Source organism: Bradyrhizobium sp. USDA 4354 (assembly GCF_054060315.1).
In genome coordinates, this window is record NZ_JBSSDC010000001.1 from 1479274 (window position 1) to 1491744 (window position 12471).

A 12471-nucleotide genomic window follows, 5' to 3' on the forward strand; every position below is an offset into this window, starting at 1 on the left:
GGCCTCAACGACCGGCCTTTGGCGACAGAGGCGGCCTGCGACGCCTCATGAGAGCAGGACATGTCGGTGAAGAAAAAGCCCCTCGTCGTGGTGACGCGCAAGCTGCCGGATTCGATCGAGACGCGGATGCGCGAGCTGTTCGACGCGCGGATCAATCTCGACGACACGCCGATGTCGGCCGATCAGATCGCGGAAGCCGCGCGCACCGCCGACGTGCTGGTCCCGACCGTGACCGACCACATCAGCGCCGATGTCGTGAACCAGCCCGACTGCAAGCTGCGCCTGATCGCCAATTTCGGCAACGGCGTCGACAATATCGATGTCGAGGCCGCACACGCCCGCGGCATCACCGTCACCAATACGCCGAAGGTTCTGACCGAAGATACCGCCGACATGACCATGGCGCTGATCCTCGCCGTGCCCAGGCGAATGATCGAAGGCGCCTCGATCCTGACCGAAGGAAAGCCCTGGGCCGGCTGGTCGCCGACCTGGATGCTCGGCCACCGCATCGGGGGAAAACGTCTCGGCATCGTCGGCATGGGCCGCATCGGCCAGGCCGTTGCGCGCCGTGCCCGCGCGTTCGGCCTGCAGATCCACTACCACAATCGCCGTCCCGTTGCCCCTATCATCGCCGAAGAGCTTGGCGCGACCTATTGGGAAAGCCTCGACCAGATGCTGGCGCGGATGGACATCATCTCGGTGAACTGTCCGCACACGCCCGCGACCTACCATCTGCTCTCGGCGCGGCGGCTGAAGCTGATCCGCAAGGACGCCTACATCGTCAACACCGCGCGCGGCGAGGTGACCGACGAGGACACGCTGATCAAGCTGATCGAAGGCGGCGAGATCGGCGGCGCCGGCCTCGACGTCTACGAGCACGAGCCCGCGGTCAACCCGAAGCTGGTACGGCTCGCCAAGGCGGGCAAGGTGACGCTGCTGCCGCATATGGGCTCGGCCACGATCGAAGGCCGCGTCGAGATGGGCGAGAAGGTGATCATCAACATCCGCACCTTCCTCGACGCCCACAAGCCGCCGGATCGCGTGCTGCCGAGCATGCTCTGAGTTTCTGCGCGACAAGCTCTCACTCCTCATCCCGAGGAGCGCGGTACGCGCGTCTCGAAGGATGAATGGCCCGGCTGCGTCAGTGCGGACCTGCATGGTTCGAGACGCGCGCAAAAGCGCGCTCCTCACCATGAGGGTCTACTGTCTGCGCGTCTCGCGCTTGCGCCAATCCGCGACAAAATCGATGAAGGCGCGTAGCGCCGGCGGCACCTGGCGGCGGCTCGGATAGTACAGGAACGGTCCGGGAAACGGCTCGCACCAATCTTTCATCAAGCTGACCAGCGCGCCGGATTTCACGGCGTCGCCGACGTAGCCGTCGAGCGTCGCCCAGATGCCGACGCCGTCCAGCGCAGCGCGCATGGCAAGACCCATATTGGTCGAGATCAGCTTGGCCGGCGGATCCACCTTCATGATCTGACCGGTCTTCTCGAACTCCCAATCATGCATGACACCGCTCGAGTAGCGGGCGCGGATGCAATCGTGTTCCAGCAGATCCTTCGGATGAAGCGGCCTGCCGCGGCGCGCGATGTAATCGGGCGATGCGACGACGACGTAGCTCTGCGGGCCGCTCAGCGGAATCGCCACCATGTCCTGCGCGAGATGCTCGCCATAGCGCACGCCGGCATCGTAACCGGCGCTGACGATGTCGACGAACCCGCTCTCGGAGACGATGTCGAGATCGACTTGCGGATGCGCTTGCAGGAACGGCCCGACCATCGGCGCCAGCACGAGATCGACCGCCGGCGGCGGTGCGTTGATGCGCAGGCGGCCCGAGGCGACCTCGCGCAGGCCCCGCACCTGGTCCAGCGCATCGCCGACATCGCGTAGCGCCGGCGCCACCCGCGACAGCAGCAGCTCGCCTGCCTCGGTCAGCGCGACGCTGCGGGTGGTACGGTTCATCAGGCGGACGCCGAGACGCTCCTCCAGGTCGCGCAGGCGCTGGCTAAGACTCGATACCGACACGCGAATTTCGACCGCCGCGCGCCGGAAATTGCGGGTGCGGGCAACCGCCACGAAGACATCGAGATCGCGTAGGTCAGGCTCGGCCATTGTTCGGTACAATGAACAAGGTATTCTCGATTGTCCAGCTTATCGGCGCAATGGAGCGGACGCATATCTGGCCTCGTCGCGCGGCGCAGTCAGCCGCCTTTCGAGGAGAGCCATCATGGAACAGCGTCAACTCGGTTCGTCCGGCCCCACCGTCTCCGCCCTCGGGCTCGGCTGCATGGGCATGTCGGAGGTCTACGGCCCGGCCGATCGCGGCGAGGCCATCGCCACGGTGCATGCGGCGCTTGATGCCGGCATCACGCTGCTCGACACCGGCGACTTCTACGCCATGGGCCACAATGAGATGCTGCTCCGCGAGGCGCTGAAGGACGTCGCGCGCGACAAGGTGCAGATCAGCGTGAAGTTCGGCGCCCTGCGCGGGCCCGCCGGCGAGTTCGCGGGAATGGACACCAGGCCGGCTGCGACCAGGAACTTCCTTGCCTATTCGCTGCAACGGCTCGGCACTGACTACATCGACATCTACCGCCCGGCGCGGCTCGATCCGAGCGTGCCGATCGAGGAGACCCTCGGCGGCCTCGCCGATCTCGTGAAGGCCGGCTACATCAGGCATATCGGCCTGTCGGAGGTGGGCTCCGACACCATCCGCCGCGCGCACGCAGTGCATCCGATCGCCGATCTCCAGATCGAATATTCGCTGATAGAGCGCGGCATCGAGCGCGACATCCTCAAGACCTGCCGCGAGCTCGGCATCGGCATCACGGCCTATGGCGTGCTCGCGCGCGGGCTGATCAGCGGCCATTGGACCAAGGACAGCGGCAAGGCCGGCAGGGACTACCGGCTGATGACGCCTCGCTTCCAGGGCGCAAATCTCGACGCCAATCTCGCGCTGGCGGACTCCCTGCGTACGATCGCCACCGAGATCGGCGCAACGCCGGCGCAGGTCGCGATTGCCTGGGTCGCGGCGCAAGGCAAGGAGATCGTGCCGCTGGTCGGCGCAAGAACCCGCATCCGCCTCACCGAAGCGCTCGGCGCGACCAGGGTCACGCTGACACAGGCTCATCTGGCGGCGCTGGCAAAAGCCTTCCCGCCAAACGTTGCAGCCGGCACGCGCTATGCTGCCGAGCAGATGGCGCATCTCGACAGCGAGAAGCCGGCCACCAGGTAACGGCCGCGATCAGGTGCGATGGGCGCTGAGGTCGGTAATCACAGGCCCATCGCCGTTGAGCGGATTGGCGGGGTCGCGCGCGTAGCGCAGCGTCTCGAAGCGCATCGCGCGCGCATCGATCATCAGGAGGCGGCCAACGAGGCCGTCGCCGAAGCCTACGATCTCCCGGATCGCTTCCAGCGCCATCATCGAGCCGAGCACACCCGCCAGTGCGCCCATGACGCCAGCTTCCGCGCAGGCCGGAACGGTTCCGGGCGGCGGCGCTTCCGGAAACAGGCAGCGGTAGGTCGGATTGAACTCGCCCTGCTCGTTCGTCTCATGCGCGCGGATGGTGGTGAGCGAGCCGTCGAAAGTGCCGAGCGCCGCCGTGATCAGCGGCCGCTTTGCGAAGAAGCAGGCGTCAGAGACGAGATAGCGCGTCGAGAAATTGTCGGAGCCGTCGAGCACGAGGTCGTAGTTGCCGATCAGGCTGAGCGCATTGTCGGCGTTGAGCCAGGTGGCATGACCCACGAAGCGGACATGCGGATTGAGCGCGGCAATCCGCTCGGCGGCGCTCTCGACCTTGTGGCGGCCGATATCGGGCGTCGTATGGATCACCTGGCGCTGCAGGTTGGACAGCGACACCACGTCATCGTCGACCACGCCGAGCGTGCCGACGCCGGCAGCCGCCAGATACATCAAAGCGGGCGCGCCGAGCCCGCCGGCACCGACCACCAGCACGGAGGCCCGTTTCAGCGCAGCCTGGCCGGGCCCGCCGACATCGCGCAGCACGATATGGCGGGCATAGCGTTCGAGTTCGTCCGGGTTCAGCATGGTCTTTCGTTCCTCTCAACCCTCATGGTGAGGAGGCGCCACCGGGTCCGCCCAAAGGGCGGCCCGATGACAGGCTCCGCGCCGTCTCGACCCATGAAGGCCCCGATCTCGCCTGCAGCCATCCTTCGAGACGCGGCCTTCGGCCGCTCCTCAGGATGAGGGCCTGAGTCCGTGGCCTCTACGCCACCTGAACCACCGCGACATTGTTCGCGACCAACGAGATGTGCTTCAATGGCATGTTTTTCAATGTTTCGGCGTTCAATGGGCTGGCTGGATTTGTCATGAGATCGATGCTTGCGGCAACCTTGATGTTTGCGGCCGCCACGGGTGCGCACGCCCAGATGACGACATCGCAAGTCGCCGGCACCAAGCCGAAAACGGTCCAGACCGTCCCGGTCCAGCCTCCCGCAATGCAGACGCCGTCGGCGACGGCGGATGCCATGGCAAAAGCGGAGCGGCTGGCGCTCCAGTCCGACCTCGCCTGGGTCGGCCAGTACAACGGCGCCATCACCGGCGACATCAGCGAGCGCATGGTCAACGCCATCAAGGAGTACCAGAAGGCCAAGGGCGGCAAGCCGACCGGCGTGCTCAATCCGCAGGAGCGCGCCGCGCTCGCCGAGACGGCGCGAAAGAAGCAGGAGAGCGTCGGCTGGAAGATCGTGACGGAGCCGACCAGCGGCGCCCGGCTCGGCATCCCCGGCAAGCTGGTGCCGCAGCAGGCAAGCGACGCCAACGGCTCGAAATGGACGTCGCCGACAGGGACGGTGCAGGTGGTTCTCAGCCGCCGTGAGGAGGTGAACCCGACCTCGGCGAAGCTCGCCGATCTCGAGAAGGAGCCGTCGGGACGCAAGATCGACTACACCGTGGTGAAGCCCGACTTCTTCGTGTTGTCGGGATTGCAGGGCCTGAAGAAATTCTACGTACGCGGCACCTTTAGGGGCGACGAGGTCCGCACCATGACGATCCTCTACGACCAGGCGACCGAGAACACGATCGATCCGGTCGTGATCGCGATGTCGAGCGCGTTCAATGCATTTCCGTCCGGACCGCTGGCCGGGCCGCCGCCGCGCAAGACCGTCGAATACGGCACCGGAATCGTCGTCAGCGACGACGGCGCGATTGTCACCGACCGCCTCGTCACCGATGGCTGCCTCGCGATCACGATCGCCGGTTATGGCAGCGCCGACCGTCTCGCCGAGGACAAGGGGCGCGATCTCGCGCTGCTGCACATCTACGGCGCACGCGGCCTGAAGCCGCTCAACCTCGCCGGCGGTGCAGCGAAGACGAATGTCGATGTCGTCGGCATCGCCGATCCGCAAAGCCAGGGCGGCGCGGCCGGCGTGTCGAGCCTCAAGGGGGCGCTGGCGCCGGTCACATCAAGCAATTCCGCACTGTCTCCACCGCCGGCGGTGGGATTTTCCGGTGGCCCGGCGATCGACGGCGACGGCAAGTTCGCCGGCATTGCGCTGTTGAAACCGGCAATGGTTGCGGGACCTGCGACATCAGTACCGGCGTCGCAGGCGGTGATGGTCTCCGCCGAGGCGGTGCGCGGATTCCTGAAGGCGCACGGTGCCACGCCGAATGGCACCTCGACGGACGCGAAAGCCGCCGTCGTTCGCGTGATCTGCGTACGGAAATAGGCCGCGCGAGAGCTCCACTCTCCCGTGTCCCGGACGCGGCGCGGCACGAAGTGACGCTCCGCAGAGCCGGGACCCATGCTTCCTCAAATTCCGTGCAAGTGGCTTTCTGGGCCCCGGCTCTGCAGCGCATTGCTATGCGCTGCGCTTTGTCCGGGGCACGGTTGCGCACCATCACACGTACGACTACGGGGCCGGTAATGGTACGGATTCGCTGGCATTCGCTATTCCGCCATTATCGTTACGGCTGATTCGGACCTCCGCGATCCCTTTGGATCGGGCCGGCACGTCCTGAGCGAGAAGAGCTCAGCATCGAGATCGATGCACGTTCGCGTGGCGTATTCCTGACCCGAGCACTCCAAAGGATTGATCTTCAATGCACACGATCGTACTGGCCACCCAAAAGGGGGGCAGCGGCAAGAGCACGCTCGCCATCGGCCTCGCGCTGGCGGCCAAGCAGGCCGGCTTCACCGTCCGCCTGATCGAGACCGACCCGCAGGGCACCCTGTCCAGCTGGCAGCGGCGCCGCGCCGCCGATGATCTCGTGGTCGAGCCGATCTACCATGCCGCCGACATCGCGCCGCGCCTGAACATGCTCGCCGACAGCGGCCTCCAGCTCGCGATCGTCGATACTGCGGCCGGCCTCAGCGCCGCCACCACTGCTGCGATCCGCCATTCCGATCTCTGCCTGATCCCGGCCCGCCCGAGCGTCGCCGACATCGAGGCGACCGTCTCGACGCTGAGCGTCGCGCGCGCCTGGAAGCGGCCCTACAGCTTCGTGCTGAATCAGACCCCGATCCGCGGCCAGCGCATCGATAACGCCGCGGGCGCGCTCGCCGAGGAAGCGTCGATCGATCTTGCTGACGTGCTGGCGCGTCCGCTGATCGTGATGCGCAACGACCACCAGGACTCGCTTGCGAACGGCCTCGCGGTGAGCGAATTCGCACCGAACGGCAAGTCGGCGGACGAGATCCGCGGCCTCTGGCGCTGGATCGCGACCCGGCTCGAGCTCGAAGCCCCGAGCAATGTCCTGATCGACCAGGTCATGTCGGCTACGGATGGCATGCCGCACATCACCACCGAGCGTGCGGCAGACGAGACCACGAGTCTGGCGTCCTGAGCGGGGCGATCGCTCGGGCGACAGTCGGGCTCTTCGCCATCCGGTGAGAGCCCAAGCGACGAAGCAGTCCGGCCACCAGCCCGGCCGGCTTGCTTCGCTGCGCGCGTTGTAGTGAAGGCTCTATCCTCCCGTCATTGCGAGGAGCCCTTGCGACGAAGCAATCCAGACTGCTGCTGCGGAGGGATTCTGGATTGCTTCGCTGCGCTCGCAATGACGGCGTGGTGGGGTTATCACCTTCGCCGAGACTCAGGGCCTCTCGGTGACAAGCCTGAGGTCACTTCTGACATTTCGGACACCAGAAAGTCGAGCGGCCGTTCTGGGTGAAGCGCTTCACGATACCGCCACAACGCGGCGTCGTGCATTTTTCGCCTTCGCGGTCGTAGACCTTGAACGAGTGCTGGAAATAGCCGAGCTCACCCGAGGTCTGTCGGTGATCGCGCAAGCTGGAGCCGCCGGCCTTGATCGCGTCGTTCAGCACGGTGTGGATCGCGCCGACCAGTCGCGTTGCATGATCCGTCGGCTCGCCCCCGGCGACGCCTTTGCGTTGTCCGGCCTTGGTCGACAGTGTCGCGGCGATCCGGCGCGGCGACAGATGCGAGCGGTGCAGCGCCTCGCAGACATAGATGTTGCCGAGGCCAGCCACCACGCGCTGGTCGAGCAGCGCGGCCTTCAGACTCGTCGTCTTGCCGGCGCAGGAGCGCGCCAGCATCGCGGCGTCGAATTCGTTGCCGAGCGGCTCGGGTCCGAGCCCGCGCAGCAGTGGCTCGTCTTCAAGCGCATGGCGTGCAATCACTTTCATGTAACCGAAGCGGCGCGGATCGTTGAACACGATGTCGGCGCCTGAGGACATCCGAAACAGCACGTGGTCGTGCGCGGAATCCTTGCCCTTCGGATAGTGAAACTCGCCGGGCTGCGCGTCGTTGTCCGGCTTGATGACGCGGAACGAGCCCGACATGCCGAGATGCATCAGCAGCACGTCGCCGGAGGCGAGATCGGCCAGGAGATATTTTGCACGGCGGCCGAGGCCGGTGACGACCTGCCCCCTGAGTCGGGCCACGAAATCAGGCTGGAATGGAAAGCGCAAATCCGGCCGGCGAGCCTCCGCATTGAGGATTTTCGCACCCTCCATGACGGGCTGAAGGCCGCGGCGGACGGTCTCGACTTCGGGCAATTCAGGCATGGTCAGGCATTCACCTTATGAGGGCGGTGTGATAGCGCCATTGCGGCGGGCAGGCTATGGTCCGCCCAGTGGAGTAGAGTAATGGATCGGCCGGGCGAAACCACGCATTTTGGCTACAAAGACGTTCCCCTGGGGGACAAGCAGACGCTGGTGAACGACGTGTTTCACAGCGTGGCGTCACGCTATGATTTGATGAACGATTTGATGTCCGGCGGCCTGCACCGGGTCTGGAAGGACATCATGATCACCGCGCTCGACCCGCCTCGGAGCGACCGGCCGTTTGCCTTGCTCGACGTCGCCGGCGGCACCGGCGACATCTCGTTCCGCGCCGCCAAGGCCGCCGGCCCCGGCTTCCATGCCACGGTCTGCGACATCAATTCCGACATGCTGGCCGTCGGCCGCGAGCGCGCCGCCAAGCGCCATCTCGAGACCCAGGTCGATTTCGTCGAGGGCAATGCCGAAGCACTCGCCTTCGCCGACCGCAGCTTCGATGCCTATACGATCGCTTTCGGCATTCGCAACGTGCCGCGGATCGACCTTGCGCTACGCGAGGCCTACCGCGTGCTGAGGCCCGGCAGCCGCTTCCTGTGCCTGGAATTCTCCACCGTCGAGATGCCCGGCCTCGACAAGCTCTATGATCTGTTCTCGTTCAGGGTGATCCCACCGCTCGGCCGCGTGGTCACGGGCGACGCCGAATCCTACCAATATCTCGTCGAATCGATCCGCAAGTTTCCGAAGCCTGCCGCCTTCGCCGACATGATCCGCGAGGCCGGCTTTTCCCGTGTGAGCTGGCAGACACTCTCCGGCGGCATCGTCGCACTGCATTCGGGCTGGCGTTTGTGATCTCTGCTTTCACCCACATTGCGCGCCTGATCCGCGCCGCGTTCGTGTTTGCGCGCGAAGGCGTGTTCGGCTCGGTCGACCCGAGCCTGGTGCCGCCACCAGGACAACTTGCGCTGAAGCTTGCGCGCATCGTCGAACGGCGCGGCACCAAACACGGCCCGCGAATCTCGCGCGCGCTGACACGGATGGGCCCGGCCTATCTCAAGCTCGGTCAATTCCTGGCCACGCGCCCCGACGTGGTCGGCGTCGTCATGGCGCGCGACCTCGAAAGCCTCCAGGACCGCCTGCCGCCGTTCTCGCAAGCCGAGGCGGAAGCCGCGATCACCACCTCGCTGGAGCGGCCGCTGAAGGACATCTTCGCGAGCTTCGGCCCGCCGGTCGCCGCCGCCTCGATCGCGCAGGTGCATCGCGGCGAAGTTTTGCGCGACGGCATCCGCAAGCCGGTCGCGATCAAGGTGCTCAGGCCCAACGTCGCCGCACGGTTCCGCCGCGATCTCTCCGATTTCTTCTTCGTCGCGCATAGGGCCGAAACCTATTCGGCCGAGGCGCGGCGCCTGCGCCTCGTCGAAGTCATCAACACCATGTCGCGCTCGGTGGCGATGGAGATGGACCTGAGGCTGGAAGCAGCCGCGCTGTCCGAGATGGCGGAGAACACGGAAGGTGATCCCGATTTCCGCGTGCCTGAAGTCGACTGGGATCGCACCACGCACAACGTGCTGACGTTGGAGTGGATCGACGGCATCGCGCTCAACGATCACAAGCGCCTCGCAGAGGCGCAGGTCGATTTGCCCGATCTCGGCCGCAAGGTGATCCAGAGCTTTCTGCGTCATGCGCTGCGCGACGGCTTCTTCCACGCCGACATGCATCCGGGCAACCTGTTCCTGGATGATACCGGCCGTCTCGTCGCGGTCGATTTCGGCATCATGGGCCGGCTCGGCATGAAGGAGCGGCGCTTCCTTGCCGAGATCCTGCTCGGCTTCATCACCCGGGATTATCGCCGCGTCGCCGAGGTGCATTTCGAAGCGGGCTATGTGCCCGCGCACCATTCGGTGGAGAATTTCGCGCAGGCCATCCGTGCCATCGGCGAGCCGATTCACAACCGCACCGCCGAGGAAATCTCGATGGCGCGGCTGTTGACGCTGCTGCTCGAGGTCACCGGCCTGTTCGACATGAGGACGCGGCCCGAGCTGATCCTGCTGCAGAAGACCATGGTGGTGGTCGAAGGCGTGGCACGCGGCTTCGATCCCAAGCTCGACATCTGGAAGATCGCCGATCCCGTGGTGCGCGAATGGATCGAGCGCAATCTCGGACCCGTAGGCCGGGTGCAGGGCGCACTTGCCGGGACCGGCGACATCGCGCGCGTACTGATGCGCCTGCCGGAGATCGCCGAGCGTTCGGTCAAGGTCATCGAGCAGCTCGAGACTATGACTCGCGAGGGCATCAGGCTGTCGCCGGAGAGCATCGCCGCGATGGGGCGCAGCGAGGGCCGCAAGAACCGCTGGCGCACCGTGGCGCTCTGGATCATCGCCGCGACCTTCATCGGCATCCTGATCGCCGTCCGGAATCTATGATTGCACTGCAATCATGTGAATGATAGCATCGCTATCATTCCGTGCTGGAGGGGCGTCATGGCAAGCCTGACCATCCGCAAGCTCGACGATGCCGTCAAAACCTATCTGCGGCTGCGCTCGGCCAGAAACCACAGGTCGGTCGAGGAAGAGGTCAGGGTCATCCTGCGGGAGCTGATCGAGGGCCGCGAGGAGCCGCTGACGCCGTTTTCGGCGCCGCCGGCTCTATCCATCGCCCCAACGCCCCAGCGCACCGGCGCCGTCCCTGAGGCCAACGTCACCCTGATCATCGGCGGCGGGATCGCGGCCTACAAATCGCTCGACCTGATCCGAAGGCTGAAGGAGCGCCGCATCGAGGTCCGCTGCGTGCTGACCAAGGCGGCACAGCAATTCGTCACGCCGCTGGCGGTGAGCGCACTCTCCCATGAGCGCGTCTATACCGACCTGTTCGACCCGCAGAGCGAGTTCGACGCCGGGCACATCCGCTTGGCGCGCGACTGCGACCTGATCGTGGTGGCGCCCGCAACAGCCGACCTGTTGGCAAAGATGGCGAACGGCCATGCCGACGATCTCGCCAGCGCCATCCTGCTCGCCACCAATCGCAAGGTGCTGCTGGCGCCGGCGATGAACCCCTTGATGTGGAGCAACGCGGCGACGCGTCGCAACGTCGCGCAGCTGCAGCGCGACGGCGTGGTGCTGATCGGCCCGAACTCGGGCGAGATGGCGGAGGCGGGTGAAGCCGGTGTCGGCCGCATGTCGGAAGCCATCGAAATCGCCAACGCCGCCGAACGGCTGCTGCGGCCGCCGGTGCCGAAGCCGCTCGCCGGCAAGCGCGTGCTGATCACCGCAGGTCCCACCCATGAGGCGATCGATCCGGTGCGCTACATCGCCAATCGCTCCTCCGGCAAGCAGGGCTTTGCCATCGCCGCCGCCGCGCAGGCGGCCGGCGCCGAGGTGATTCTGGTGAGCGGCCCGGTCGATCTCGACGATCCCGCTGGCGTCACCGTGAAGCATGTCGAATCGGCGCGGCAGATGCTGGAGCAGGTGCAGGCCGCGCTTCCCGCCGATGTCGCGATCTTCGCCGCCGCGGTCGCCGACTGGCGCGTCGCCAACGAGGGCGAGCAGAAGCTGAAGAAGACTTCAGCCGGCATGCCCCCGCTTCAGCTGGTTGAAAACCCCGACATCCTCGCCACGATCTCGAAGCTGACCGACAAGCGCCCGCCGCTGGTGATCGGTTTCGCCGCCGAGACAGAACATCTCATCGAGAACGCCAAAGCAAAATTCGCGCGCAAGGGCTGCGACTGGATCGTCGCCAACGACGTCTCGCCCGCCACCGGCGTGATGGGCGGTGACCGCAACACGGTCCACCTCCTCAGCCGCAAGGACGGTGCGAAGGACGGCGAGATTGCAGTTGATTCCTGGCCGGTGATGACCAAGGAACAGGTCGCCATCGAACTGGTCGCGCACATCGCCAGAAGCGTGACTGAGAAATCCCGGGAGCCGGCATCTTGAGCACGAAGGTCACCGTCGAACTGCAACGCCTCGCCCATGCCGAAGGCCTGCCGCTGCCGGCCTATCAGACGGCGGAGGCCGCCGGCCTCGACCTGATGGCCGCGGTGCCGGAGGCCGAGCCGATGACGCTCGCGCCCGGCCAATATGCGCTGGTGCCGACGGGCCTCGCCATCGCCTTACCGCCCGGGCACGAGGCGCAGGTGCGGCCGCGCTCGGGGCTGGCCGCCAAGCACGGCGTCACCGTGCTGAACTCCCCGGGCACGATCGACGCTGACTACCGCGGCGAGATCAAGGTGATCCTGATCAACCACGGCGCGGCACCGTTCGTGATCAACCGTGGCGAGCGCATCGCCCAGATGGTGATCGCGCCCGTGGTGCAGGCCGCGCTGGTTCCCGTGGCCACGTTGTCAACGACCGATCGCGGCGCCGGCGGCTTCGGCTCGACCGGCCGCTAGCTTCTTACCTCTCCCGCTTGCAAAGCGGCGGAGGGAGCGCACCTGCTCCGCGGCGGCGATCTCGCCCAAATCTTCAGCCCCGCTAACGCACGGCAGCTCCAGCCGAAT

Annotated in this window: 12 protein-coding genes; 8 read left to right on the plus strand and 4 right to left on the minus strand. The window is 66.0% G+C overall.

Translation table 11 applies throughout. The features are described 5' to 3' along the window. The first annotated feature begins 60 nt into the window (after window positions 1-60). A complete protein-coding gene (locus ACVIIV_RS06935; protein ID WP_456743538.1) occupies window positions 61-1062 on the plus strand; it encodes a 2-hydroxyacid dehydrogenase in 1002 nt (333 codons plus the stop codon). Window positions 1063-1200: 138 nt separating this feature from the next. Here the strand turns inward: ACVIIV_RS06935 and ACVIIV_RS06940 are convergent, their stop codons facing one another. Continuing rightward, a complete protein-coding gene (locus ACVIIV_RS06940) occupies window positions 1201-2112 on the minus strand; it encodes a LysR family transcriptional regulator (RefSeq protein WP_456743539.1) in 912 nt (303 codons plus the stop codon). A gap of 115 nt (window positions 2113-2227) precedes the next feature. Between ACVIIV_RS06940 and ACVIIV_RS06945 the strand changes: the two genes are divergently transcribed. Next, entirely contained in the window at window positions 2228-3235 is a 1008-nt protein-coding gene (locus tag ACVIIV_RS06945) for an aldo/keto reductase (protein WP_456743540.1), read from the plus strand. A gap of 9 nt (window positions 3236-3244) precedes the next feature. On the opposite strand, the gene ACVIIV_RS06950 is transcribed toward ACVIIV_RS06945, so the two are convergent. After that, on the minus strand, window positions 3245-4048 hold the full coding sequence (locus ACVIIV_RS06950; protein ID WP_456743541.1) for a HesA/MoeB/ThiF family protein: 804 nt from the start codon (window positions 4046-4048) through the stop codon (window positions 3245-3247). 178 nt (window positions 4049-4226) lie between these two features. Continuing rightward, window positions 4227-4490: a hypothetical protein gene (locus ACVIIV_RS06955; RefSeq protein ID WP_456748927.1), complete on the minus strand. Its 264-nt coding sequence runs from the start codon at window positions 4488-4490 to the stop codon at window positions 4227-4229. On the opposite strand from ACVIIV_RS06955, the gene ACVIIV_RS06960 reads away from it, so the two are divergent. Both ACVIIV_RS06960 and ACVIIV_RS06965 read left to right on the plus strand, forming a co-directional pair. Next, window positions 4390-5688, plus strand: a complete 1299-nt coding sequence (locus ACVIIV_RS06960; protein ID WP_456748676.1) for a serine protease — start codon at window positions 4390-4392, stop codon at window positions 5686-5688. The genes ACVIIV_RS06955 and ACVIIV_RS06960 overlap by 101 nt on opposite strands. A gap of 373 nt (window positions 5689-6061) precedes the next feature. Further along, the gene (locus tag ACVIIV_RS06965; protein ID WP_456743542.1) at window positions 6062-6805 is read left to right on the plus strand and encodes a nucleotide-binding protein; all 744 of its coding nucleotides are present in this window, start codon (window positions 6062-6064) and stop codon (window positions 6803-6805) included. Between the two features lie 274 nt (window positions 6806-7079). On the opposite strand, the gene mutM is transcribed toward ACVIIV_RS06965, so the two are convergent. Beyond that, window positions 7080-7985 (minus strand): bifunctional DNA-formamidopyrimidine glycosylase/DNA-(apurinic or apyrimidinic site) lyase, encoded by a 906-nt coding sequence (gene mutM, locus ACVIIV_RS06970; RefSeq protein ID WP_456743543.1) that lies wholly within the window; start codon window positions 7983-7985, stop codon window positions 7080-7082. An 81-nt stretch (window positions 7986-8066) separates the two neighbouring features. On the opposite strand from mutM, the gene ubiE reads away from it, so the two are divergent. From ubiE to dut, 4 genes are read left to right on the plus strand one after another with little or no spacing between them, the layout of a single operon-like run. Continuing rightward, window positions 8067-8828 (plus strand): bifunctional demethylmenaquinone methyltransferase/2-methoxy-6-polyprenyl-1,4-benzoquinol methylase UbiE, encoded by a 762-nt coding sequence (gene ubiE / locus ACVIIV_RS06975; protein WP_456743544.1) that lies wholly within the window; start codon window positions 8067-8069, stop codon window positions 8826-8828. Further along, window positions 8825-10399, plus strand: coding sequence for a 2-polyprenylphenol 6-hydroxylase (ubiB, locus tag ACVIIV_RS06980; RefSeq protein ID WP_456743545.1), 1575 nt, complete (start codon window positions 8825-8827; stop codon window positions 10397-10399). Before ubiE ends, ubiB begins: the two co-directional genes overlap by 4 nt. A gap of 57 nt (window positions 10400-10456) precedes the next feature. Beyond that, window positions 10457-11908 (plus strand): bifunctional phosphopantothenoylcysteine decarboxylase/phosphopantothenate--cysteine ligase CoaBC, encoded by a 1452-nt coding sequence (gene coaBC / locus ACVIIV_RS06985; protein WP_456743546.1) that lies wholly within the window; start codon window positions 10457-10459, stop codon window positions 11906-11908. Further along, entirely contained in the window at window positions 11905-12363 is a 459-nt protein-coding gene (gene dut, locus ACVIIV_RS06990) for a dUTP diphosphatase (protein WP_456743547.1), read from the plus strand. Before coaBC ends, dut begins: the two co-directional genes overlap by 4 nt. The last annotated feature ends 108 nt before the right edge of the window (window positions 12364-12471 follow it).